The organism is Rhodanobacter sp. GW835-FHT13D09, assembly GCF_058793995.1.
On the sequence record NZ_JBXAGL010000002.1, the window covers coordinates 257332 to 282058 of the forward strand.

At 68.7% G+C, this 24727-nt stretch carries 21 protein-coding genes; 15 read left to right on the forward strand and 6 right to left on the reverse strand.

Going from position 1 to position 24727, the window contains the following annotated elements; translation table 11 throughout:
- Positions 1–4: 4 nt before the first annotated feature.
- From ftsL to lpxC, 13 genes are all read left to right on the forward strand, one after another.
- Complete coding sequence (gene ftsL / locus AC1Q5A_RS04005) at positions 5–265, forward strand: cell division protein FtsL (protein WP_492699050.1); 261 nt, start codon at positions 5–7, stop codon at positions 263–265.
- Entirely contained in the window at positions 265–2079 is a 1815-nt protein-coding gene (locus AC1Q5A_RS04010) for a peptidoglycan D,D-transpeptidase FtsI family protein (protein ID WP_492698549.1), read from the forward strand. The genes ftsL and AC1Q5A_RS04010 overlap by 1 nt, the downstream gene beginning before the upstream one ends.
- Positions 2076–3584 carry a UDP-N-acetylmuramoyl-L-alanyl-D-glutamate--2,6-diaminopimelate ligase gene (locus tag AC1Q5A_RS04015; RefSeq protein ID WP_492698551.1) on the forward strand — a complete coding sequence of 503 codons (1509 nt, stop codon included), beginning with the start codon at positions 2076–2078 and terminating at the stop codon, positions 3582–3584. Before AC1Q5A_RS04010 ends, AC1Q5A_RS04015 begins: the two co-directional genes overlap by 4 nt.
- Positions 3581–4954: a UDP-N-acetylmuramoyl-tripeptide--D-alanyl-D-alanine ligase gene (locus AC1Q5A_RS04020; RefSeq protein ID WP_492698553.1), complete on the forward strand. Its 1374-nt coding sequence runs from the start codon at positions 3581–3583 to the stop codon at positions 4952–4954. The genes AC1Q5A_RS04015 and AC1Q5A_RS04020 overlap by 4 nt, the downstream gene beginning before the upstream one ends.
- The gene (gene mraY / locus AC1Q5A_RS04025; protein WP_492698554.1) at positions 4944–6047 is read left to right on the forward strand and encodes a phospho-N-acetylmuramoyl-pentapeptide-transferase; all 1104 of its coding nucleotides are present in this window, start codon (positions 4944–4946) and stop codon (positions 6045–6047) included. The genes AC1Q5A_RS04020 and mraY overlap by 11 nt, the downstream gene beginning before the upstream one ends.
- Positions 6047–7288 (forward strand): putative lipid II flippase FtsW, encoded by a 1242-nt coding sequence (gene ftsW / locus AC1Q5A_RS04030; protein ID WP_492698555.1) that lies wholly within the window; start codon positions 6047–6049, stop codon positions 7286–7288. The genes mraY and ftsW overlap by 1 nt, the downstream gene beginning before the upstream one ends.
- Complete coding sequence (gene murG / locus AC1Q5A_RS04035; RefSeq protein WP_492698557.1) at positions 7285–8358, forward strand: undecaprenyldiphospho-muramoylpentapeptide beta-N-acetylglucosaminyltransferase; 1074 nt, start codon at positions 7285–7287, stop codon at positions 8356–8358. The genes ftsW and murG overlap by 4 nt, the downstream gene beginning before the upstream one ends.
- On the forward strand, positions 8355–9794 hold the full coding sequence (gene murC / locus AC1Q5A_RS04040) for a UDP-N-acetylmuramate--L-alanine ligase (RefSeq protein ID WP_492698559.1): 1440 nt from the start codon (positions 8355–8357) through the stop codon (positions 9792–9794). The genes murG and murC overlap by 4 nt, the downstream gene beginning before the upstream one ends.
- Positions 9795–9799: 5 nt before the next feature.
- The gene (locus AC1Q5A_RS04045) at positions 9800–10756 is read left to right on the forward strand and encodes a D-alanine--D-alanine ligase (protein ID WP_492699052.1); all 957 of its coding nucleotides are present in this window, start codon (positions 9800–9802) and stop codon (positions 10754–10756) included.
- The gene (locus tag AC1Q5A_RS04050; protein WP_492698561.1) at positions 10753–11487 is read left to right on the forward strand and encodes a cell division protein FtsQ/DivIB; all 735 of its coding nucleotides are present in this window, start codon (positions 10753–10755) and stop codon (positions 11485–11487) included. The genes AC1Q5A_RS04045 and AC1Q5A_RS04050 overlap by 4 nt, the downstream gene beginning before the upstream one ends.
- A gap of 10 nt (positions 11488–11497) precedes the next feature.
- The gene (ftsA, locus tag AC1Q5A_RS04055; protein ID WP_492698563.1) at positions 11498–12730 is read left to right on the forward strand and encodes a cell division protein FtsA; all 1233 of its coding nucleotides are present in this window, start codon (positions 11498–11500) and stop codon (positions 12728–12730) included.
- A 124-nt stretch (positions 12731–12854) separates the two neighbouring features.
- The gene (gene ftsZ, locus AC1Q5A_RS04060) at positions 12855–14042 is read left to right on the forward strand and encodes a cell division protein FtsZ (protein WP_492698565.1); all 1188 of its coding nucleotides are present in this window, start codon (positions 12855–12857) and stop codon (positions 14040–14042) included.
- 471 nt (positions 14043–14513) lie between these two features.
- Complete coding sequence (gene lpxC, locus AC1Q5A_RS04065; RefSeq protein WP_492698566.1) at positions 14514–15428, forward strand: UDP-3-O-acyl-N-acetylglucosamine deacetylase; 915 nt, start codon at positions 14514–14516, stop codon at positions 15426–15428.
- Positions 15429–15618: 190 nt separating this feature from the next.
- On the opposite strand, the gene AC1Q5A_RS04070 is transcribed toward lpxC, so the two are convergent.
- Positions 15619–16101 carry a DciA family protein gene (locus AC1Q5A_RS04070; RefSeq protein ID WP_492698568.1) on the reverse strand — a complete coding sequence of 161 codons (483 nt, stop codon included), beginning with the start codon at positions 16099–16101 and terminating at the stop codon, positions 15619–15621.
- Between the two features lie 27 nt (positions 16102–16128).
- On the opposite strand from AC1Q5A_RS04070, the gene AC1Q5A_RS04075 reads away from it, so the two are divergent.
- A complete protein-coding gene (locus AC1Q5A_RS04075; RefSeq protein ID WP_492698570.1) occupies positions 16129–17058 on the forward strand; it encodes a M23 family metallopeptidase in 930 nt (309 codons plus the stop codon).
- Between the two features lie 180 nt (positions 17059–17238).
- Positions 17239–19971 (forward strand): preprotein translocase subunit SecA, encoded by a 2733-nt coding sequence (gene secA, locus AC1Q5A_RS04080; RefSeq protein ID WP_492698572.1) that lies wholly within the window; start codon positions 17239–17241, stop codon positions 19969–19971.
- Positions 19972–20154: 183 nt separating this feature from the next.
- Here secA and AC1Q5A_RS04085 read toward each other — a convergent pair whose 3' ends face one another.
- From AC1Q5A_RS04085 to AC1Q5A_RS04105, 5 genes are all read right to left on the reverse strand, one after another.
- Positions 20155–21006, reverse strand: coding sequence for a symmetrical bis(5'-nucleosyl)-tetraphosphatase (locus AC1Q5A_RS04085; protein WP_492698574.1), 852 nt, complete (start codon positions 21004–21006; stop codon positions 20155–20157).
- Between the two features lie 15 nt (positions 21007–21021).
- Positions 21022–21405, reverse strand: a complete 384-nt coding sequence (apaG, locus tag AC1Q5A_RS04090) for a Co2+/Mg2+ efflux protein ApaG (RefSeq protein WP_492698576.1) — start codon at positions 21403–21405, stop codon at positions 21022–21024.
- A 61-nt stretch (positions 21406–21466) separates the two neighbouring features.
- On the reverse strand, positions 21467–22270 hold the full coding sequence (gene rsmA / locus AC1Q5A_RS04095) for a 16S rRNA (adenine(1518)-N(6)/adenine(1519)-N(6))-dimethyltransferase RsmA (RefSeq protein WP_492698578.1): 804 nt from the start codon (positions 22268–22270) through the stop codon (positions 21467–21469).
- The gene (gene pdxA, locus AC1Q5A_RS04100) at positions 22267–23358 is read right to left on the reverse strand and encodes a 4-hydroxythreonine-4-phosphate dehydrogenase PdxA (RefSeq protein WP_492698583.1); all 1092 of its coding nucleotides are present in this window, start codon (positions 23356–23358) and stop codon (positions 22267–22269) included. Before pdxA ends, rsmA begins: the two co-directional genes overlap by 4 nt.
- Before the next feature lie 13 nt (positions 23359–23371).
- On the reverse strand, positions 23372–24712 hold the full coding sequence (locus AC1Q5A_RS04105; protein WP_492698585.1) for a peptidylprolyl isomerase: 1341 nt from the start codon (positions 24710–24712) through the stop codon (positions 23372–23374).
- Positions 24713–24727: the final 15 nt, after the last annotated feature.

Consider the following 24727-nt stretch of genomic DNA (forward strand, 5'->3'; position numbering starts at 1 on the left):
GGCGATCGGCGCCCTGTGCCTGATGCTGCTGCTGGTCGCAGTGCTGGCCAGTGCGCTCGGCGTGGTGTGGACGCGCCACGAGAGCCGCGTGCTGTTCGTCAACCTGACCGCGCTGCAGAACCAGCGCGACGAGCTGAACATCGAATACGGCAAGCTCGAACTGGAGCAGGCCACCTATGCCGAGCCGCGGCGCATCGACGACGAGGCCCGGCAGAAGCTGGGCATGGTCGATCCGCGTCCGCAAGACATCCGGTTGCTGCGCTGATGAGCTGGCGCAACCACATCGCCCCCGCCCAGCCCGGCCGCCGCCGCGGCGCCGGTCCCAGCGCGCGGCGGCGCATGGTGGTGGTGGTCGGCCTGCTCGGCCTGGTCTCGGTGGCGCTGATTGCGCGGGCGTTCGATCTGCAGGTGGTGCGCAAGCAGTTCTACCAGAAGCAGGGCGATGCACGCTTCCTGCGCGAAGTGCCGATCCCGGTGTCACGCGGCACCATCTTCGACCGCAACGGCGAGCCGCTGGCGGTGTCGACCCCGATGATGTCGATCTGGGCGAATCCGGCCGAGGTGCTGGACAGCGACGAGCACATCCCGGCACTGGCGCAGGCACTGGGCGTGGATGCGGAAGGCCTGAAGGCGCAGCTGGCGCAGCGTTCCGACCGCGAGTTCGTCTACCTGCGCCGGCAGATGGCGCCGGCCGCGGCACAGGCGGTGCTGGACCTGGGCATTCCCGGCATCAACGGCCAGCGCGAGTTCAAGCGCTACTACCCGTCCGGCGAAGTGACCGCGCACGTGCTCGGCTTCACCAACATCGACGACCGCGGCCAGGAAGGCCTGGAGCTGGCCTACGACGACTGGCTGGCCGGCAAGCCCGGCGCGAAGCGCGTGATCCGCGACCGCATGGGCCACGTGGTGGAGGACATCGAGCAGGTGCGCGCGCCGAAGCCGGGGCAGAACCTCACGCTCAGCATCGACCGCCGCATCCAGTTCCTGGCCTACAGCGAACTGAAGACCGCGCTGGAAAAATCGCAGGCCAGCTCCGGTTCGATGGTGGTGCTCGACGTCAGGACCGGCGAGGTGCTGGCGATGGCCAACCTGCCCACCTACAACCCGAACGCGCTCGGCGGCAGCCGCCCGGACCAGCGCCGCAACCGGGCGATGACCGACGTGCTCGAGCCGGGCTCCACGGTGAAGCCGATCCTGATGGCGGCGGCGCTGTCCAGCGGCAGGTTCACGCCGACCGGTCCGATCATCGACACCACCGGCGGCCACTGGTACTTCCAGGGCCATGACATCCACGACACGCACAACTATGGCCTGCTGACGCCGACCGGGGTGATCACCAAGTCCAGCAACGTGGGCGCCGCGCGCATCGCCATGCAGCTCGACACCTCGCTGATGTACGACACCTATCGCGCGTTCGGCCTGGGCAACAGCACCGAGAGCGGCTTTCCCGGCGAGGCGTCCGGCCATCTGCGGATCGGCCGCGACTGGCGGCCGCTGGAGAAGGCCATCCTCGGCTATGGCTACGGCCTCAACGTGACCGTACTGCAGCTGGCCAACGCCTACGCCACCATCGCCGACGGCGGCGTGATGCACAACCCCACCTTCATCAAGGGTGGCGAGAGCGAGGCCAAGCAGATCATCTCGGCGGAAGTGGCGAACCAGCTGATCCGCATGATGGAGACGGTGACCGGACCCGGCAGCACCGGCACGCTGGCGCGCATCGCCAACTACAGCGTGGCCGGCAAGACCGGTACGGCGCACAAGGCCAGCGCCGGCGGCTACGCCAAGAGCAATTACACCTCGGCTTTCGCCGGCATCGTGCCGGCATCGAATCCGCGCCTGGTCGGCGTGGTGGTGATCGACGACCCGCAGAAGGGCAGCTACTACGGCGGCACGGTGTCCGGCCCGGTGTTCTCCAAGGTGATGGAGGGCGCGCTGCGCCTGCTCGACGTGCCGCCGGACAACATCGGCCGCTGGTACGTGGGCGGCCCGCTGCAGAATGTCGACGGGCTGGTCGGCAGCAAGGCGCCGGTGGATGCACCGCTCGACGACGCGCCGATCGACGGGGGCACCCCATGAGCACCGGCCATCTCGATCAGTTGCTGCTCGGCATCGCCGACGCGCAGGTCGCCGCGGTGCCGGGCGCCGGCCGCATCGTGGTTTCCGGGTTGGCGCTGGATTCGCGCCGGGTGCGGCGTGGCGATGCATTCTTTGCCCTGCGCGGCACCCGGGGGCATGGCATCACGTTCGCCCCGGGTGCGGTGCAGCGCGGCGCGCAGGTGGTGCTGGCGGAGGCGCCGGTGGTCGACGCCGCCGCCGCGCTGGACGTGCCGGTGCTGTGGATCGAGGGCCTGCACGGCCAGGTCGGCGAGATCGCCGCGCGCTTCTACGAACGCCCCAGCGAGTCGCTGCGGATGGTCGGCGTCACCGGCACCAACGGCAAGACCTCCTGCGTGCAGCTGCTGGCGCAGGCGCTGACCCTGCTCGGCCATCGCGCCGCCTCGATCGGCACGCTGGGTGCCGGCGTGCACGGCCGGTTGCGCGAGGGCGAGCGCACTACGCCCGACGCCGTGACGGTCCAGGAATTGCTGGCGGAGTTCCGCGACGCCGGCGTCAGCCACGTGGCGATGGAGGTCTCTTCGCACGCGCTGGAACAGGGCCGCGTGGCGGCGGTGGATTTCGAGGTGGCGGCGTTCACCAACCTCACTCGCGACCATCTGGACTACCACGGCAGCATGGAGGCCTACGGCGCGGCGAAGGCGAAGCTGTTCGCGTGGCCGGGCTTGCGCAGTGCGGCGGTCAACGTCGACGACGCGTTCGGCCGCGAGCTGGCCGGGCAGCTGCCGCCCGGCGTGCAGCGGCTGCGCTTCAGCATGGCCGGCGACGGCGAGGCGGAAGTCGTCGCCAGCGCGATCACCACCTCGGCCGAGGGACTGTCGTTCATGCTGCGCACGCCGTGGGGCACGCGGGCGGTGCGCAGCCACCTGATCGGCCGCTTCAACGTGGCGAACCTGCTGGCGGTGGTGGCCTGCCTCGGCGCGCTGGGCGAACCGTTCGCGCGCATCGTCGAGGTGGTCGCACAACTGCAGCCGGTGAACGGCCGTATGAGCCGGCTCGGCGGCCTGCACGGCCAGCCGCTGGTGGTGGTCGACTACGCGCACACGCCGGACGCGCTGGAACAGGCGTTGGGCGCGGTGCGCGCGCATTGCGCCGGCAAGCTGATCTGCGTGTTCGGCTGCGGCGGCGAGCGCGACGCCGGCAAGCGTCCGCTGATGGGCGCGATCGCGGCGCGGCTGGCCGATGTGGCGATCGTCACTGACGACAACCCGCGCGGCGAGGACGGCGACGCGATCGTGGCGCAGATCGTCGCCGGCATGCAGGCGGCGCGCGCGATGGTGGTCGAGCGCGACCGGGCGACGGCGATCGCCGATGCGCTGCAGCTGGCGCGTGCTGGCGACGCGGTGCTGATCGCCGGCAAGGGGCACGAAACCTACCAGGAAGGCGCCGCCGGCAAGCATCCGTTCGACGACCTGGCGGTGGCGCGCGCCGTGCTGGAACGGATCGGCGGGGAGGCACGCCCATGATGCAGCTCGCCGCCATCGCGCTGTGGACCCACGGCCGCCTGCTCGGCAGCGACGTCGAGGTGACCGGCGTCGCCATCGATACGCGCAAACTGCAGCCCGGCGACCTGTTCGTGGCGATCAGGGGCGAGCGGGTGGACGGCCACGACTACCTGGCCGAGGCGGCCGCGCGCGGCGCGGTCGCCGCGCTGGTCACGCGCAAGGTCGACAGCGATCTGCCGCAGGTGCTGGTGGGCAACACGGAACTGGCCCTCGGCGACCTGGCCAGCGCGGTACGCGCGCAGCGCAACGTGCAGGTGGTCGGCATTACCGGGTCCAACGGCAAGACCACGGTGAAGACGCTGGTCGCCTCGATCCTGGCGCGGCATGGCCGCACCCACGTCAGCGCCGGCAACTTCAACAACGAGCTGGGCCTGCCGCTGAGCCTGCTGGCGATGCCGCAGGACACCGAATATGCGGTGTTCGAGATGGGCGCCGGCAAGCCGGGCGACATCGCCTACCTGGCCGCCATCGCACGGCCAGATATCGGCCTCGTCACGCTCATCGCGCCGGCGCATCTTGCGCGCATGGGCAGCATCGAAGGCGTGGCCGAGACCAAGGGCGCGCTGTACCAGGCCTTGCCGGCCGACGGCATCGCGATCATCAACGCCGACGACGCGTTCGCCAGCTTCTTCACCGGCCTGGCCGGCGCGCGCAAGGTGTTGCGCTTCGGCCTCGATCAGCCGGCCGACGTCGGCGCCGACATCGTCGAGCAGCGCGTGGACGGTTCGCGTTTCGTGCTGAGCACGCCGCAGGGCGATGCCGAAGTGGCACTGCCGCTGCCCGGCCGCCACAACATCGCCAACGCGCTGGCCGCGACCGCGGTGGCGCTGGCGCTGGCGGTGCCGCTGGACACCATCGTGACCGGGCTGGAGCAGGTGCCCGGGGTGGCCGGCCGGCTGCGCCGCGAGGCGATGGCCGGCGGCTGGACCGTGATCGACGACAGCTACAACGCGAACCCCAGTTCGATGGCGGCGGCGATCGACACCCTGCTGCTGGCCGGCGGCGAACGCTGGCTGGTGCTGGGCGACATGGCCGAGCTGGGCCCGGATGCGCGTGCGCTGCATGCCGGCATCGGCGCGCGGGCGCGCGAGCGCGGGGTCGACCGGCTGTTCGCGGTGGGTCCGCTGGGCGCGGCCACGGTCGAGGTGTTCGGCGCGGGTGGCGAGCATTTCGACGACAAGGCCGCGCTGATCGCCGCGCTGCGGGCGCAACTGCACGAGGGCGTCACCTGCCTGGTGAAGGGTTCGCGCTCGGCCGGCATGGAACAGGTGGTGGCGGCGCTCGGCGGTCATGCCGGCAAGAACAAGGGGGACGCATCCGATGCTGCTTGAACTGGCTGACTGGATGGCGCGGCATTTCACTGCGCTGCATCTGTTCCAGTACATCACCTTCCGCACGATCATGGCCGCGCTCACCGCACTGTCGCTGTCGCTGCTGTGCGGTCCGTGGCTGATCAACCGGCTGGCCGCGTTGAAGGCCGGCCAGGTGGTGCGCAGCGACGGCCCGCAGACGCACCTGGTCAAGGCCGGCACGCCGACCATGGGCGGCGTGATGATCCTGCTCTCGGTCACCGTCGCCACCTTGCTGTGGGCCGACCTGCACAACCGCTACGTGTGGGTGGTGCTGGCGGTGCTGCTGAGCTTCGGCGTGATCGGCTTCTACGACGACTACCGCAAGCTGGTGTTGAAGGACAGCCGCGGCCTGGCCAGCCGCTGGAAGTATTTCTGGCAGTCGGTGTTCGGCCTCGGCGCGGCACTGTTCCTTTACTACGGCGCGCCGCATGCGGCGGCCGCCGGCCTGCCGGTGGCAGAGACTGCGCTGTACGTGCCGCTGTTCAAGCACGTGGTGCTGCCGCTGGGCCTGTTCTTCGTGGTGATCACCTATTTCATGATCGTGGGCTTCTCCAACGCGGTGAACCTCACCGACGGGCTGGATGGCCTGGCGATCATGCCCACCGTGCTGGTCTCCGGCGCGCTCGGCGTGTTCGCCTACCTGGCCGGCAACAAGGTGTTCTCCGAATACCTGGGTATCCCGTCGATTCCCGGCGCGGGCGAGCTGGCGATCTTCACCGGCGCGCTGGCTGGCGCGGGGCTGGGCTTCCTGTGGTTCAACACCTATCCGGCGCAGGTGTTCATGGGCGACGTCGGCGCGCTGGCGATGGGCGCGGCGCTGGGTTGCGTGGCGGTGATCGTGCGCCAGGAGATCGTGCTGCTGGTGATGGGCGGCGTGTTCGTGATGGAAACCGCGTCGGTGATGATCCAGGTGGCGAGCTTCAAGCTCACCGGCAAGCGAGTGTTCCGGATGGCGCCGATCCACCACCACTTCGAGCTGAAGGGCTGGCCGGAGCCGCGGGTGATCGTGCGTTTCTGGATCATCAGCGTGGTGCTGGTGCTGATCGGTCTGGCTACGTTGAAGGTGCGCTGATGCCGATTTTCGACGCCGCCACCCAGGCCAAACGCCGCAGCGGACCGCGCGGCAGCTTCGACACGTGGCTGCTGGTCGCGCTGGTCGGGCTGGCCAGCGTGGGCGTGGTGATGGTGACGTCGAGCTCGATCGCGGTGGCCGACAGCCAGCACATCGGTGCGTTCTACTTCCTGAAGAAGCACCTGCTGTTCCTCGGCCTGGGCATGGTCGCCGCCGGCCTGGCGATGCGCACCGAGCTGAAGCTGCTGGAGAAGTTCGCGTTCCCGCTGCTGGCGCTGGCGTTCCTGATGCTGCTGGCGGTGTTCGTGCCGCACTTCGGCATGCGCATCAACGGCGCGCGGCGCTGGCTGAACCTGCTGGTCACCACGTTCCAGCCGGTGGAGGCGGTAAAACTCATTCTGGTGATCTACGTCGCCAGTTACCTGGTGCGCCACCGCGAGAACGTGGAAACGCGCTTCCTGGGCCTGTTCAAGCCCCTGCTGGTCGCCGGCATCATCGTGCTGCTGCTGCTGGCGCAGCCGGATTTCGGCTCGGCCACGCTGGTGATCGCGGTGACCATCGCGATGGTCTGGCTGGGCGGCGCGCGGCCGGTCTTCCTGTTCCTGATGGGCCTGCCGCTGATGCCGCTGCTGTATATCGCGGCGACCGGCGAGAGCTACCGCATGAAGCGGCTGACCTCGTTCATGGACCCGTGGAAGGACCCGTTCAACGACGGCTTCCAGCTGACCCAGTCGCTGATGGCGATCGGCCGCGGCGAGTGGACCGGCGTAGGCCTGGGCTCCAGCGTTCTGAAGCTGTCCTACCTGCCTGAGGCGCACACCGACTTCATCTTCGCGGTGATCGGCGAGGAGCTGGGCCTGGCGGGCGTAGCGCTGGTGGTCGGCCTGTTCGGCCTGGCCGTGGGGCGCGGCCTGTACCTGGGCCTGAAGGGCGTCGAGGTGGGCCAGCGCTTCGCCGGCTACGTCGCGTTCGGCGTCTCGCTGATGCTGGCGATGCAGGCGTTCGTGTCGGTCGGCGTGAACCTGGGCGCGCTGCCGACCAAGGGACTGACCCTGCCGCTGATCAGCTACGGCGGCTCGTCGATGGTGCTGACCTGCGCGATGGCCGGCGTGCTGCTGCGCGCCACCTGGGAGATCAACCGCGCGCTGGACGCGCGGCAGATGGCCACGCGGATGCCGGCGGCCGTGGCCGCGCTTGACGCGAATGTCGCGGTGAAGCCGCGCGAGGCGGTGCCCGCATGAATACACAGGCACCCGTGCTGATCATGGCCGGCGGCACCGGCGGCCACATCTTCCCCGGCCTGGCGGTAGCCGAATGCCTGCGTGCGCAGGGCGTTCCGGTGGTGTGGTTGGGTGCGGTCGGCGGGATGGAAACGAAGGTGGTGCCGGCACAGCGGATCGAGCTGCACACCGTGGCGGTCGGCGGCCTGCGCGGCAAGGGCATCCGCACCCGGCTGCTGGCGCCGCTGATGCTGCTGCGCGCGCTGTTCGCCTCGCTGGCGGTGCTGCGCCAGGTGCGGCCGCGCAGCGTGCTGTCGATGGGCGGCTATGTGGCCGGTCCCGGCGGCCTCGCCGCGTGGCTGCTGCGCCGCCCGCTGCTGGTGCACGAGCAGAACCGCGTGGCCGGCTTCACCAACCGCAAGCTGGCCGGGCTGGCGAAGCGCGTGCTGGCCGGTTTCGCCGATGCCTTGCCGCGCGCCGAATGGGTCGGCAACCCGGTACGCGAAGCGATCGCCGCCCTGCCGCCGCCCGCCGCGCGCATGGCGGGGCGCAGCGACAAGCCGCGCCTGCTGGTGCTGGGCGGCAGCCTCGGTGCGCGCGCGCTGAACCTGGCGCTGCCGCGGGCACTGGCCCGGCTGGCGCCGGCGCAGCGTCCCGAGGTGCTGCACCAGTGCGGCAGCCGCGGCCTCGACGAAGCACGCGAAGCGTATGCGCAGGCCGGGGTCGAGGCACAGGTGGTGGCCTTCATCGACGACATGGCCGGCAGCTACGGCTGGGCCGACCTGGCCGTGTGCCGCGCCGGCGCACTGACCCTGGCCGAGCTCGCGGCGGCCGGGCTGGGTGCGCTGCTGGTGCCGTTCCCGCATGCGGTGGACGACCACCAGACATGCAACGCCGAAGTACTGATGGCGGCCGGCGCCGCCGAACTGATGCAGGAGAACGAGCTGGACGTACAGATTCTGGCGCAGCGGCTGGCCTCGCTGCTGGGCGATCGCCACCGCCTGCTGGCGATGGCCGAAGCCGCGCGCGCGCTGGCGAAACCCGATGCGGCGCAGGTGATCGCGCGCGCTTGCCTGGAGGTCGCCGCATGACGCCGCGTCGATTGCATGCGCACGAGGACCCGATGAGTACGTTCCGCCGGGTGCACTTCATCGGTATCGGCGGTGTCGGCATGAGCGGCATCGCCGAGGTGCTGCACAACCTCGGCTACGCGGTGTCCGGTTCCGACCGCGCCAACTCGCCCACCGCGCAGCGGCTACGGCAACTGGGCATCGACGTGCACGTAGGCCACGCCGTGGAAAACATCGGCGATGCCGACGTGGTGGTGACTTCCAGCGCGATCAGGCAGGACAACCCGGAGCTGGTCGCCGCCCGCGAGGCGCGCATCCCGGTGATCCCGCGCGCGGAGATGCTGGGCGAGCTGATGCGCTTCCGCCGCGGCGTGGCGATCGCCGGCACGCATGGCAAGACCACCACCACCAGCCTTACCGCCAGCGTGCTGGCCGAGGCGGGCTACGACCCGACCTTCGTGATCGGCGGCCAGCTCAACGCGGCCGGCGCCAACGCGCGGCTGGGCACCGGGCAGTACCTGGTCGCCGAGGCCGACGAGTCCGACGGCTCGTTCCTGCTGTTGTCGCCGGTGATCGCGGCGGTCACCAACATCGACGCCGACCACCTGGAGAACTATCACGGCGACTTCGCCGAGGTGAAGAAGGCGTTCGCCGACTTCCTGCACCGGCTGCCGTTCTACGGCCTGGCCGTGCTGTGCGTGGACGACCCCGAAGTGGCCGTGCTGGCGAAATCCACCACACGCCGCGTGATGACCTACGGCATCGACACCGCCGACGCCGACGTGCGCGCGCAGAACGTGAGCCAGCACGGCTTCGAGATGCATTTCGAGCTGCTGCTGCCGGGCCGGGCCGAGGCGCTGCCGGTGAAGCTCAACCTGCCGGGCCGGCACAACGTGCTGAACGCGCTGGCCGCCGCCGCGATCGGCTGGCAGCTGGGCGTCGAGGCCGAGGCGCTGGCGCGTGCGCTGGAAAACTTCCAGGGCGTCGGCCGGCGCTTCCACCGGCGCGGCGAGATCGCACTGGAGCAGGGCAGCGTGCTGCTGGTCGACGACTACGGCCACCACCCGCGCGAGCTGGCCGCAGTGTTCGCCGCCGCCCGCGGCGGCTGGCCCGGGCGCCGCCTGGTGGTCGGTTTCCAGCCGCACCGCTACAGCCGCACGCGCGACCTGCTGGACGACTTCGCCAACGTGCTGGCCGAGGTCGACGTGCTGGTGCTGACCGACGTCTACCCGGCCGGCGAGGCGCCGATCGCCGGTGCCGACGGCCGCGCGCTGGCGCGGGCGGTGCGCGCCCGCGGCAAGGTCGATCCGGTACTGGTCGAGCATCCGCGCGACCTGAAGGACACCTTGCCGACCCTGCTGCGCGACGGCGATCTGCTGCTGCTGCTCGGCGCCGGCGACATCGGCGCGGCAGCGGTCGAACTGGCGCAGACCGGCCATTTGAGGGCAAGCAAGTGAGCACTATGATCAAGGATCCCACCCGATTCGGCCGCGTCGCCGTGGCGATGGGCGGCAGCTCGGCCGAGCGCGAGGTGTCGCTGGATTCCGGCCGCAACGTGCTGGAAGCGCTCAAGGCGCGCGGCGTGGACGCGCAGCCGGTCGACGGCATCCCCGCGCTGCTCGACGCGCTGCGCACCGGTGGCTTCGCGCGGGTGTTCAACATCCTGCACGGCCAGCATGGCGGTGGCGAGGATGGCGTGCTGCAGGGTGCACTGGAGGCGCTCAAGGTGCCGTACACCGGCTCGGGCGTGCTTGGTTCGGCGTTGTCGATGGACAAGACGCGTTCGAAGCGCGTGTGGCAGTCGCTGGGCCTGCCGACGCCGAAGTTCGTGGCGCTGCCGCGCGGCGCGGCCCCCGGATCGGGTCCGGGGCAGGTTGTGCATGCGGCGGCGAAACAGATCGGCTTCCCGCTGATCGTGAAGCCGGCCTGCGAGGGTTCCAGCGTGGGCGTCACCCGCGTGTTCGAGGAATCCCAGCTGGACCAGGCGGTCGAGCTGGCCGCGAAGTATCCAGGCGACCTGCTGATGGAAACCCTGATCGAGGGCGACGAGCTCACCGTGGGCATCCTCGGTCGCCAGGTGCTGCCCAGCATCCACATCGTGCCGAAGGGCGCGTTCTACGACTACAACGCGAAGTACATCGCCGAGGACACGCTGTACTTGTGCCCCGGCCTGGAAGGCGCTGCCGAGACGGAGCTGCGCGCACTGGCGCTGGCCGCGTTCGACGCGCTGGGCTGCGCCGGCTGGGGCCGGGTCGACTTGATGCGCGACCGCCAAGGCCACAACTGGCTGCTGGAGGTGAACACCGCACCGGGCATGACCTCGCACTCGCTGGTGCCGAAAGCGGCCAAGGCGGCCGGCATCGACTACCAGGAGCTGTGCTGGCGCGTGCTGGAAACCAGTTTCCGGGAGGGCATGTGAAAGGAGCCGTCCGCCTCGTCGCCTGGTGCCTCGCCATCGCGCTGGTCGTGCTGCCGATCGTCGGCGTTCTGCGCGGCTGGTTTGCGGCCGGACGCTGGCCGGTGACCCAGCTGACCGTGCAGGCCGAGTTCCGGCACGTCAGCGCGGACGACATCCGCGCCGCGGTGCGGCCGCGGCTGGGCAAGGGCTTCTTTGCGCTGGATCTCGATGCGGTGCAGAAGGCGGTGGCCGCGCTGCCGTGGGTGGAATCGGTGGAGGCACGCAAGCGCTGGCCGGATACCCTGCAGCTGCGCATCTACGAGCGCCAGCCGTTCGCCCGCTGGAACGACAAGCAGCTGATCAGCCGACAGGGGCTGGTGTTCGAGGCGCCCGGCATGACCGGCATCGGCGCGCTGCCGGATCTGCGCGGGCCGGACGCGCGGCTGGCCGAGGTGGTCAGCTTCTACGCGGAAACCAGCAAGGCGTTCGCCGGCACCCACCTGCAGATCACCGGTGTGGCGCTGACCGAACGTGGCAGCTGGAGCGTGGGCACCGCGAACGGCGCGCAGATCGTGATCGGCGATCGCGAGCAGGCCGGGCGCCGGTTGCGCCGCTTCCTCGACGTCTACCCGCAGCTGATCGCCGGCCATGCCGACGGCTTCGCCTACGCCGACCTTCGCTACACCAATGGATTCGCCGTGCGCTGGCCGCAGGCGGCCGCCGCCAACGAGGGAGGTTCGCCCCGCTCATGAGCATTTCCCTATGAAGCCGCGCAACGACAAGCAACTGGTGGTGGGACTCGATATCGGCACCTCGAAGGTGGTGGCGATCGTCGGCGAGTACGAGCCGGGCGAGCCGATCACCGTGATCGGCATCGGCACCCACGTCTCGCGCGGCATGAAGCGCGGCTCGGTGGTGGACATCGAATCGACCGTGCACTCGATCCAGCGTGCGGTGGAGGAGGCCGAGCTGATGGCCGGCTGCGACATCCGTTCGGTCTATGCCTCGATCTCCGGCAGCCACCTGGAAACCCGCAACTCGCACGGCAACGCGGCGATCCGCGACCGCGAGGTGACCGCCAGCGACCTGGAGCAGGTGCTGGAAGCGGCCAGTGCGGTGGCGATCCCGGCCGACCGCAAGGTGCTCTACAAGGAGTCGCAGGAATACCGCATCGACGGCCAGGACGGCATCCGTGCGCCGATCGGCATGAGCGGCGTGCGGCTGGAGGCGAACGTGCATCTGGTCACCGGCGCCGCGGCGGCGGTGCAGAACGTCACCAAGTGCATCCAGCGCTGCGGCCTCACCGTGGACGAACTGGTGCCGTCGGCGGTGGCCAGCGCGAAGGCGGTGCTGACCGACGACGAGCGCGAGCTGGGCGTGTGCCTGGTCGACATCGGCGCAGGCACCACCGACATCGCGATCTATACCCAGGGCTCGATCCGCTACACCGCCTCGCTGCCGGTGGGCGGCGACCAGGTCACCAGCGACATCGCCTACGGCGTGCACACGCCGACCGCGCACGCGGAGGAGATCAAGATCAAGTACGCCTGCGCGCAGACCGGGCTGGCGCATGCCGAGGAAACCATCCAGGTGCCCAGCGTGGGCGATCGGCCGCCGCGCCGGCTGGCGCGGCAGTCGCTGGCGCAGAGCGTGCAGGCGCGCTACGAGGAAATCTTCGAGATGGTGCAGGACCAGTTGCGTCGCTCCGGCTACGAGAGCCTGGTCGCCGCCGGCGTGGTGCTGACCGGCGGCGCCTCGAAGATGGAAGGCGCGCTGGAGCTGGCCGAGGAGATCTTTCACAAGATGGTGCGCATCGGCGTGCCGCAGCAGATCGACGGCCTCGGCGAGGTGATCTCCAGTCCGCTGCATGCCACCGGCGTGGGCCTGCTGCTGCATGGCGCGCGCGCCGGCGGCACGCGGGCCAGCGGGCCGATCGGCGGCAGTGTCGGCGGCGTGGTCGGCAAGCTGCGCAGCTGGCTTACCAGGAATTTCTGAGTGACAGGTTTCAGGGTGGCGCAGGAGGCGTCGCCCCGGGTGGAGGGACATCCGCCCACCACCATGGACCGACAGGAGTCGCCACCCATGGTTACAACGACAACAACTCTACGGAGGACGGGAAATGTTTGAACTGATCGATAAACTCGCACCCAATGCAGTCATCAAGGTGATCGGCGTGGGCGGCGGCGGCGGCAATGCCGTGGCGCACATGCTCAATGCCAACATCGAAGGCGTGGAATTCGTCGTCGCCAACACCGACGCGCAGGCGATGAGCAGCTGCGGCTCGCGGACCCACCTGCAGCTCGGTGGCAACGTGACCAAGGGCCTCGGCGCCGGCGCGAACCCCGAGGTCGGCCGGCAGGCCGCGCTGGAGGACCGTGAGCGGATCGAGGCGATGCTCGAAGGTGCCGACATGGTGTTCATCACCGCCGGCATGGGCGGCGGCACCGGCACCGGCGCCGCGCCGGTGGTGGCGCAGCTGGCCAAGGAGAAGGGCATCCTCACCGTGGCGGTGGTGACCAAGCCCTTCCCGTTCGAGGGCCGTCGGCGCATGCAGGTCGCGCTGAAGGGCATCGAGGACCTGTCGCAGCACGTCGACTCGCTGATCACCGTGCCAAACGAGAAGCTGCTCAGCGTGCTCGGCCGTGAAGTCACCCTGCTCAACGCGTTCAAGGCCGCCAACGACGTGCTGCAGGGCGCCGTGCAGGGCATCGCCGACCTGATCACCGCCCCGGGCCTGATCAACGTCGACTTCGCCGACGTGCGCACCGTGATGTCGGAGATGGGCCTGGCCATGATGGGCTCGGGCACCGCCCGCGGCGACGACCGCGCCCAGGCGGCGGCCGAGGCGGCGATCAAGAACCCGCTGCTGGAGGACGTCAACCTCAACGGCGCCTGTGGCATCCTGGTCAACGTCACCGCCGGTCCGAACCTGACCATGCGCGAGTTCGACGAGATCGGCCGGATCATCCACGACTTCGCCAGCGAGGACGCCACCGTGGTGATGGGCACCTCGCTCGATCCGGAGATGAAGGACGACGTGCGCGTCACCGTGGTCGCCACCGGCCTCAACCGGGCGATGGCCTCGCGCCAGCACCCGCCGATCCGCATGGTCGAGACCCAGCAGGTGCAGATGCGGCCGCGTCCGGTGGTGCTGCGTACCGGCACCGGCAACGAAGTGGTCGACTACGCCCAGCCCGAGATGGCAGCCAGCCAGGGCCGTGCGGAACCCGCCACGCCGGCGAAGCATGCCGAACCGGGCTTCGACTACCTGGACATCCCGGCGTTCCTGCGTCGCCAGGCCGACTGACGGAGGCCGGCTTCCAAACAACTTGCACTGGTTAAAGAGTTGCGAAAGTATTGAACAAATGCTCGTCGGGCTGGTCACTCTTTCCAGCGTGCCGGATTGGCTGCCTGCAGCCGGGTCGGCCTCGCCGGTAAAATCTCAGTAATTTTGAGATGCAGCGAGTGGCCGCGGCCGGGCTGGTTCATTGTGGCAAGCAACAAGACTGTGCGTCGGGATGACGCATGGCCGTCTGCGGCGGATCCGTCCGCGCCGGCGGCTCGATGTCCCGTGCCGGATTCCCGTCCCAGGCGCGGGGCGTCGTGTCGATTCAGTGGTTTGATCGGATCAGATGAGGGTGGACGCACGAAGCCTTCAAGGATGAAAGAAACATGAAGGCTTAATCAGACTGTACGGTACGGTTTGCTTTCATCACAGGTTAAAACTGTGTTAGCATCCGCCCCTGATTGGCTGCTGCCTACACAGGTACCAACAACAATGATCAAGCAGCGTACGCTCAAGAACATCATCCGCGCGACTGGTGTAGGCCTGCATACGGGCGACAAGGTGTATATGACCTTGCGTCCCGCGGCGCCGAATACGGGCATCGTGTTCCGCCGCACCGACCTCACTCCGCCGGTCGATCTTCGCGCCCGCCAGGACAATGTCGGCGATACCCGGCTGTCGACCACGCTGGTCAACGGCGAGGTGCGTGTCTCCACGGTCGAGCATCTGCTCTCGGCGATGGCCGGCCTGGGCATCGACAACGCCTATGTCGACCTGTCCGCGCCGGAAGTGCCGATCATGGACGGCAGCGCCGGTCCGTTTGTGTTCCTGCTGCAGTCCGCCGGCATCGAAGAGCAGAACGTGGCCAAGCGCTTCATCCGCATCAAGAAGCCGGTGAAGGTGCAGGAGGGCGACAAGTGGGCCGCCTTCGAGCCGTTCGAGGGCTTCAAGGTCGGCTTCTCGATCGACTTCGACCACCCGATCATCAGCCAGCGCACCTCGCGCGCCGAGATCGACTTCTCCACCACCTCCTTCGTCAAGGAAGTGAGCCGTGCGCGCACCTTCGGCTTCATGCGCGACATCGAGATGCTGCGCGAACACAATCTGGCGCTGGGCGGCTCGATGGACAACGCCGTGGTGCTGGACGACTACCGCGTGCTGAACGAGGATGGCCTGCGTTACGAGGACGAGTTCGTCAAGCACAAGATCCTCGACGCGATCGGCGACCTGTACCTGCTCGGCCACAGCCTGATCGGCGCCTACCACGCGCACAAGTCGGGCCACGAACTCAACAACAAGCTGCTGCGCACGCTGATGGCCGATGCCACGGCGTGGGAAGAAGTCAGCTATCAGGACGACCCGGCCACCTCGCCGATCTCCTACGCGCACCCAGCCCAGGCAAGCTGAACCGGGCAAGCGCCTCCCCTGTCCTGACCAGGAGGGCTCCACGAAAACGGCCGTGTCGCATGACACGGCCGTTTTCGTGATGCGCATGACATTTTCAGCGCGTTCGGCTTCACGCCTCCATGACGAGGCAGGTTATGTCTTAACAAACTCCGTGCTATAAAACCCGTCGCCGGCATCCGGATGGGGCGAGTCAGTCCGGATCGGGCAAGGGGGAATCAGCAGTTTCGGCGAAGGACGCCAGTTCGAGGAACAGCGCCCGCAATTCGGGGTCTGTGAATGATGCGGCGGCTGCCCTGAGGTGGGTGGCCGCAGCAGGCGAAAGCGGTTTCGACCGATCCGGCGGCGTTGCAACCGGTGGTTGGGGGGCCACTTTCACGGTGACTGAACTGGCGCGTATGCCGATGGCATGCGCGGCGGCAAGGATCTGCGTCTGCATCAAGCGCAGGCGCGATGCCCAGCCCGGTGAAGACACCAGGAAGACGAGGCGGTCGTTGCGCAGGTCGGCGAATCTGGCCTGCTCGCGCAACGGCGAGGGCAACGTCTGGCGCAGTGCGCGGTCCAGCGCTTCCAGCGCGCCGGCCTTTCGGGCCAGTGTCGCGAAGGAGCCGCATTCGGCGAGGGGCTTCGGCCCGTTGCCGGCGCGGCGGGAAGTGGCCGGGGTGGCGCGTTGCATGGTGCCGGAATTCGATCTTGGAAAGTCATGCAAATCATACTCGTCTCACGTGCCGGGAAATTGCCGAAAACCCTCGACCTGGCCGACCGGCGCCTGCGCTGGAAGCTGTTGGCGATGGTCTCGGCGGCGGTGCTCGGCTGCATGAGTACCGGGGTGGCGCTGGCATTGCTGCTGGCCAGTCCGCGCGACCGCGCGCTGGCGGACATCCGCGACATGCAGCGGCAGATCCGGCAACAGAACACCCAGCTGGCCGGCGTGCGCCAGGACGCCCATCGCGATCTCGACGCGCTGGCCGTGAAGCTCGGACAACTGCAGGCCCAGTCGACCCGGCTGAACGCGCTCGGCGAGAGGCTGGCCGAGGTCGGCAAGCTCGATGACGGCGAGTTCAACTTCGACCAGCAGCCGGCGGTCGGCGGCGTCGAGGACACCGCCGGTGTCGCCTATGCGCTGCCGCCGACCCTGGAAAGCAGCATCAACCAGCTGGCCGGCCAGTTCGACACCCAGCAGGCGCAGCTGTCGGCACTGCAGAGCCTGTTGCTGGACGCCAGGATCGAATCGAACCTGAAGCCGACCGGGATGCCGGTGCCGGGCTACATCTCCTCCTATTTCGGCGTGCGTCCGGATCCCTTCGACGGCCGGTCGGCGCGGCACACCGGCATCGACATCGCCACCCCGTTCGGCACGCCGGTGCACGCCGTGGCCGAGGGCATGGTGACATTCGCCGGCCAGCGCAGCGGCTACGGCAACGTGGTCGAGATCGACCACGGCAACGGCTACATGACCCGCTATGCGCACAACAGCGCACTGGATGTGCGCCCGGGCCAGCATGTGCAGGTGGGCGACGTGGTCGCCAGGGCCGGGTCCACCGGCCGTTCCACCGGCTCGCACGTGCATTTCGAGGTCTGGTACGACGGCCGCGTGGTCAATCCGCTGGCGTTCGTGCGCAACCGCCGCTGACGTCGCTCCCCAGCCGCGTTATCCCTTGAATCCGGCCGCGGCCGGTACCATGCAGGGCGGGTCGGCATCTGCCCGTTCCCGCAGGGTTCCCCCGCGGGCGGCGTCCCGATGGCATGTAGTAACATGCCCGATTGGCCCGTGCTCATGGCGGGCACCTTAGTTCCCCAATCCGGAAGATCGATGTTCAATCGTGCCCTGACGAGCCTGTTTGGTAGCCGCAACGAGCGCGTTTTGCGCCAGCTTTCCAGAAGCGTCAACCGCATCAACGCGCTGGAGGCCGAGTTCGAGAAGCTGGACGATGCCGCGCTGCGCGGCAAGACCGACGAATTCAAGCAGCGCGTCGCCGCCGGCGAGGCGCTGGACAAGCTGCTTCCCGAGGCTTTCGCGGTGGTCCGCGAAGCGGCCAAGCGCACCCTCGGCATGCGCCACTACGACGTGCAGATGATCGGCGGCATGGTGCTGCACCAGGGCAAGATCGCCGAGATGCGCACCGGCGAGGGCAAGACCCTGGTCGGCACGCTGCCGGTCTACCTCAATGCACTGGCCGGCAAGGGCGTGCACGTGGTCACCGTGAACGATTACCTGGCCCGGCGCGACTCGGCCCAGATGGGCAAGCTGTACGGCTTTCTCGGGCTGAGCGTGGGCGTGGTGTACCCGGGCATGGACCATGCCGACAAGCACGCGGCCTATGCCGCCGACATCACCTACGGCACCAACAACGAATTCGGTTTCGACTATCTGCGCGACAACATGGCGCTCAGCAAGGAGCAGCGCTACCAGCGCGGCCTGCACTACGCCATCGTCGACGAGGTCGATTCGATCCTGATCGACGAGGCGCGCACCCCGCTGATCATCTCCGGCCCGGCCGAGGACTCCCCGCAGCTGTACATCGCGGTGAACAGGATCGTGCCTCACATGATCCGCCAGACCGAGGAAGACGGCGCCGGCGACTACTGGGTCGACGAGAAGCAGAAGCAGGTGCACCTGTCCGAGGAAGGCATGCAGCACGCCGACGAGTTGCTGCGCGCGGCCGGCGTGATCGAGCAGGACAGTGGCCTGTACGACTCGAAGAACCTGGCTGTGGTGCATCACCTCAACGCCGCGCTGCGCGCCAACGGCATCTACCAGCGCGACGTGGACTACATCGTGCGCGACGGCGAGGTCATCATCGTCGACGAATTCACCGGCCGCACCCTGCCTGGCCGGCGCTGGTCCGACGGCCTGCACCAGGCGGTGGAGGCGAAGGAAGGCGTGCCGATCCAGCGCGAGAACCAGACGCTGGCCACGGTGACGTTCCAGAACCTGTTCCGCATGTACAAGAAGCTGGCTGGCATGACCGGCACGGCCGACACCGAGGCGTTCGAGTTCCAGAGCATCTACGGCCTGGAGGTGGTGGTGATCCCCACCCACAAGCCGATGATCCGCAAGGACAACTCGGACATGATCTTCCTGTCGCAGACGCCGAAGTACAACTCGGTGATCGAGGACATCAAGGACTGCCACAAGCGCGGCCAACCGGTGCTGGTCGGCACTACTTCGATCGAGGTCTCCGAACTGCTGTCGGGGATGCTGAAGAAGGCCGGCGTGGTCCACGAGGTGCTGAATGCCAAGCAGCACGAGCGCGAGGCGCACATCGTGGCCCAGGCCGGTGCGCCCGGGCAGGTCACCATCGCCACCAACATGGCTGGCCGCGGCACCGACATCGTGCTCGGCGGCAGCCTGGACGCGGCGCTGGCGGCCTTGCCGGCGGACGCCAGCGAGGTCGACCGCGCCCGCGGCAAGGCGGAGTGGAAGAAGCTGCACGAACAGGTGCTGGCCGCCGGCGGCCTGCACATCATCGGCACCGAGCGGCACGAATCGCGGCGCATCGACAACCAGCTGCGCGGCCGTTCCGGCCGCCAGGGCGATCCGGGTTCCTCGCGCTTCTACCTGTCGCTGGAAGACAACCTGTTGCGCATCTTCGGCGGCGAAGGCCTGGTGCGCTGGATGAAGCGCTTCGGCATGAAGGACGACGACGCGCTGGAAGACCGCATGATCAGCCGCCAGATCGAGAAGGCGCAGCGCAAGGTCGAGCAACACAACTTCGACATCCGCAAGCATCTGCTGGAGTTCGACGACGTCGCCAACGACCAGCGCAAGGTGATCTACCGCCAGCGCGACGAACTGCTCGACGGCGACGACGTCTCGGCCACCGTGGCCGACATCCGCGACGACGTGGTGCAGTCGATGGTGCGTGCCTACGTGCCGGAAGACAGCATCGACGAGCAGTGGGACCTGGCCGGCCTCGACCGCGAGCTGGAAAGCGAGCTGGGCCTGTCGCTCGACCTCAAGCACTGGATCGAGCAGCAGCACGAGATCGACGCCGGAATGATCCTCGAGCACGTCCGCGACGGGGTGAACGGGCTGTTCCAGGCGAAGGAGGCGCAGATCGGCGCCGAGACCATGCGCCAGCTGGAAAAGCACATCATGCTGACCGTGGTCGACAACGCCTGGAAGGATCATCTGGCCAGCATGGATTACCTGCGCCAGGGCATCTACCTGGTCGGCTACGCGCAGCAGGACCCGAAGCAGGCGTTCAAGCGCGAGTCGTTCAAGCTGTTCTCGGCGATGCTGGACCGGATCAAGGCCGAAGTGACCCAGATGTTGGCGCGCATCCGGATCCGCAGCGAGGAAGAAGTCGCCGCGATGGAGGCCGAGCAGCGGCGTCTGGCCGACCGGCTGCAGAAACAGATGCAGGCGACCGGCGGTGGAGCCCCGACGGCCGGCGCGTTCGGCGGCGAGGCGGCGGTCGGCGCCGGCATGCGCCTGGCGCAGCAGCCGGCACAGCACGACGGCCCCAAGATCGGCCGCAACGATCCGTGCCCTTGCGGCTCCGGCAAGAAGTACAAGCATTGCCACGGCCAACTGGCCTAGGGACGAGGATGGTGGCGAGGAGTGAGAAACGGGTGCGGATGCCCCGCACTCCACGCTTCCGTTCACTCCCCCGCCCATAAAAAAACGAGAGGCCATGCCTCTCGTTTTTTTATGTCGGTCAGTGGTCAGCGGGGCTATCTTCGCCCCTTGCTGCGCACCCTTCGTCGCACTCACTCCGGGCGCTCAGTCCTCGCCGCCTGGCGGCCGCTTGCGGTGCGGTTCGGCATTGACGGTGAAGTACCGAGGTTCCTCCCCGTCCAGCTGCAAGGCGGTGAGCTGTCCTCCCCACACGCAGCCGGTGTCGATCGAGTACACGCCACAACCGGCGAAGCGGCCCAGCGTGGACCAGTGGCCGCAGACGATGCGGGTGTCGCGGCGGCGCATGCCGGGCACCTCGAACCACGGATACAACCCGGGCTTCTGCGTGCCGGGCATGCCCTTGGCCTCGAAGTCGATGCGGCCGTTGACGTCGCAGTAGCGCATCCGCGTCATCGTGTTGATGGTGGCGCGCTGGCGGTCGAGCCCCTGCAGCCGGCTCGACCACAGCGCCGGCCGGTTGCCGAACAGGTTGCGCAGCAGCCGCGGATGGCGCGGGCTGGCCAGCTCATGCTCGACATCCTGCGCGGCGCGCTGCGCCTGCCGCAACGTCCACATCGGCGCCAGGCCGGCATGCACCATGGTCCAGTTCAGCTGTTCATCGTGGTGCAGCAGCTTCTGCGAACGCAGCCACTCGAACAGCACGGGTGCGTCGTCGGCGAACAGCACCTCGCGCAGTTCGGGGTTCACCCGCGCCTGCGCATCGGGCCGGCGCTCGGCGATCGCCAGCAGGCTGAGGTCGTGGTTGCCCAGGGTGACCACGCTGTGTCCGCGCAGGCCGTGGATCAGCCGCAGCGTGTCCAGCGACTGGCCGCCGCGGTTGACCAGGTCGCCGCAGAACCACAGCCGGTCCTGCGCCGGGTCGAAGCGCAGCTTGTCGAGCAGGCGTTGCAGTTCGGGGTAGCAGCCCTGCACGTCGCCGATCGCGTACGTAGCCATGTCAGCGCGGGACCATCAATGCAGCGTACGCGGAATGGACAGGGTGAAGGTCGGGATGGGCGCCTCGAACTCCGTGCCGTCGTCGGCCAGCATGCGGTAGCTGCCGCCCATGGTGCCCACCGGCGTCTCCAGCACCGCGCCGGAGGTGTACTCGAAATCGTCGCCGGGGCGCATCCACGGCTGTTCGCCGACCACGCCGTCGCCGGTGACTTCCTCCACCTTGCCGTTGGCGTCGGTGATCATCCAGTGGCGGCCGAGCAGGCGCGCGGGCAGCTTGCCGGCATTGCGCAGGGTCACGGTGTAGGCGAAAACGTAGCGATTGTCGCCGGGCTTCGATTGGTCGGGGACGAAGCGGGTTTCGACCTGCACATCGATCGTGTAGGAGGATTTTTCAGTCATGCCCGGATTGTAAGGCCTGCCGCCGCGATTGGGGGGCGATAGCCGCCGCCCGTATGTGCCCTCACGGCGGGAGGCCACGGCAAGCCTTGGCCAGCCGCACGAAGTCGGCCGGGGCAAGGGTTTCGGCGCGCGCTTTCGGATCGATGTCGGCACCTCGGATCGCGTCGGCGTCGAGCACCTGCCTGAGCGCGTTGGCCAGGGTTTTGCGGCGCTGCCCGAACGCGGCCTTGACCACGGCGTGGACCTGCGCGGGCGGCGCGTCGTGGAGTTCGTGCGCCGGCAGCGGCACGAGCCGCACCACCGCGGAGTCCACCTTCGGCGGCGGCCGGAACGCTTCCGGCGGCACGTCGAACAGCGGCTCGACCCGGCACGCCAGCTGCAGCATCACCGACAGCCGGCCGTATACCTTGCTGCCCGGCTCGGCGGCCATGCGCTCGACCACTTCCTTCTGCAGCATGAAGTGCATGTCCTGGATCGCCGTGGCATGTTCGACGCAGTGGAACAGAATCGGGCTGGAGATGTAGTACGGCAGGTTGCCGGCAAGCCGCAGCCGCGGCACGCCATGGCGGTGCGCCAGCGCGCCGAGATCCACCTTCAGTACGTCGGCGTGGATGACGTGCAGTTCGCCCACGCCGGCGGCGCGTGCCTGCAGGCCGGGGATCAGGTCGGTGTCCAGTTCGATCGCGGTGAGCGAGCCCGCCGCTGCCAGCAACGGCAAGGTCAACGCGCCCTCGCCGGGACCGATCTCGACCACGAAATCGTCGGGTCGCGGCGCCATCGCGGCGACGATGCGCTCGATATAGCGCTGGTCGTGCAGGAAGTGCTGGCCGAAGCTTTTCTTGGGGCGGGCGGGGGCGTGGTTCATGGGGTCTTTCGCAAGATTGGCCCCTCACCTCGTTCCTCTCCTCGCTCCTCAAAGCTGGCGCCATCGCTGGCGCTTCCCTGCGTGCCCCGAAGCGGAGAGGATGGATGAGTGCCGCGCCGCGCCACGAGTTCCAGTGCCATGTTCGCAGCGGCAATCAGACTGGCCGGATCGGCGCTGCCGCGGCCAGCCAGGTCCAGTGCAGTGCCGTGGTCGACCGAGGTGCGGATGAACGGCAGGCCGAGGGTGAGGTTCACGGTGCGGTCGAAGGCCTCGCTCTTCAGCACCGGCAGTGCCTGGTCGTGGTACATCGCCAGCACCGCGTCGTAGCGCGCGCGCTGGGCCGGCACGAAGGCGGTGTCGGCGGGCAGCGGGCCGAGCAGGTGCATGCCCTCGCGGCGCAAGGCGTCGAGCGCCGGGATCAGCGTGTCGATCTCCTCGTGGCCGAGGTGGCCGCCTTCGCCGGCGTGCGGATTCAGGCCGAGTACCGCGATGCGCGGCTCGGCCAGGCCGAACTTCGCACGCAGCTCGGCGTGCACGATGCGCAGCGTGCGGGTCAGCGATGCCCGCGTGATCGACGCCGGGACCGCCGCCAGCGGCAGGTGGGTGGTCGCCAGGGCCACCCGCAATTCCGGACTGGCCAGCATCATCACCACCTCGGCCTGCATGCGTTCGGCGAAGAACTCGGTGTGTCCGCTGAAGCGGATGCCGGCGTCGTTGATCGAGGCCTTCTGCAGCGGCGCGGTGACCACCGCATCGTAGCGGCCGGCCATGCAGCCGTCGGCGGCCTCGGCCAGCGTGGCGAGCACGTGGTGGGCGTTGCGCGGGTCGGGCTGCCCGGGGACTTCGTCGACCGCCAGCGGGATGTGCCGCAGGCGCAAGGTGCCGGCACGGCGCGCGGACTGCGTGCTGCCGTCGTCGTCGACCAGTTCGATGGCTATGCCGCAGCGCGACGCGGCACGTTGCAGCAGGGTACGGTCGGTCACGGCGACGAGGCTGGCCGCCAGCGGTGTGGCGGCCAGCATGACCAGCAGTTCCGGGCCGACCCCCGCCGGTTCGCCCGCGGTCAGTGCGAGTCGCGGCAGAGGCATGTCGTCCAATCGCTTACGGTGCGCCGGCGCCGGCCTGGGTGTCCGCGGCGCGCAACTCGGGTACCAGGATGCTGATATAGGCGCCGGAGCGCAGGTCGCGCAGGAAGTCGTCGTAGACCTGGTCGGACTTGCGCGTGCCGATCGCCTGGCGTGCCTGGTCGCGCGCGATCTGCACGGTCTGGTCGCTCTGGCGTTCGCCGAGCCGCTGCACGATGTGCCAGCCGGCGGAACTCTGGAACGGCTTCGACACCTCGTTGTCCTTCAGCTGGGCCAGCTGGGCGGCGATCGCCTCGCCCCACGACTGCGGCGGGAACCAGCCCATGTCGCCGCCAAGGTTGGCGGTGGTGTCGTCCTTGGAATTTTCCTTCGCCAGGGTGGCGAAATCCTCGTGCTTGTCGACGACGCGGTGGTACAGGTCCTGTGCCTTCTGCTCGGCCTGCGCCGGCGACACCAGCTCGCTGGGCTTGATCAGGATCTGCCGCGCGTGCAGTTCGGTGACCATCTTGCGGCTGTTCTGCCGCTGGTCGATCAGCTTGAGGATGTGGAAGCCGGTGGGGCCGCGCAGCGCCGGGCTGACGTCGCCGGGTTTCATCGTGGCGATGGTGTCGGCGAAGGCCGGCGGGATCTCGTCCATCCGGCGCCAGCCGAGGTCGCCGCCTTCCAGCGCATCCTGTGCATCGGAGTAGCGGATCGCGGCGGCGTTGAAATCCATGCCGCCCTTGATCGCGGCCAGCGTCTGCTCGGCCTTGGCCTGGCTGGCCTGGATCGCGGCGGCGTTGGCGCCGCCCGGAATGCTGATCTGGATGTGCGCCAGGTGCACCTCGCCCGACTTGTAGGTCGGGCTGTGCAGCAGGTTGTCGATCTCGCTGTCGGTGACCGAGACCGAATCCTGCACCACGCTCTGGTGCAGCCGCTGCACGGTGATCTGGTCGGCGATCTGATCGCGGAATGCGGCATAGCTGCCGCCGCTGTGCTCCACTTCGGCGCGCAACTGCTCGGGAGTGAGCTGGTTCTGCTGCGCCACGCCCTGGACCGCCTGGTCGACGTCGGCGCTGGAGATGTGGATGCCCTGGTCCCGCGCCTTCTGCACCTGCAGCCGCATCAGCACCAGCCGGTTGAGTACCTGCTGCTGCAGCACGTTCATCGGCGGCAGCTGTTCGGCGTGGCCGGCGTACTGCTGCCGTACCGAGGCCACCGCGTCGTTCAGCTCGCTCTGCAGGATCACGTCGTCGTTGACCACGGCCACGATGCGGTCCAGCGACTGGCCGGCCGACGCGGCGGGTGTCAGCAACTGGGCACGGGCGGGGAGCACGATCGCGAGCGCGAGCAGCAGGGATGCAATGGGTTGCTTCATCGGTGGACAGCCTGG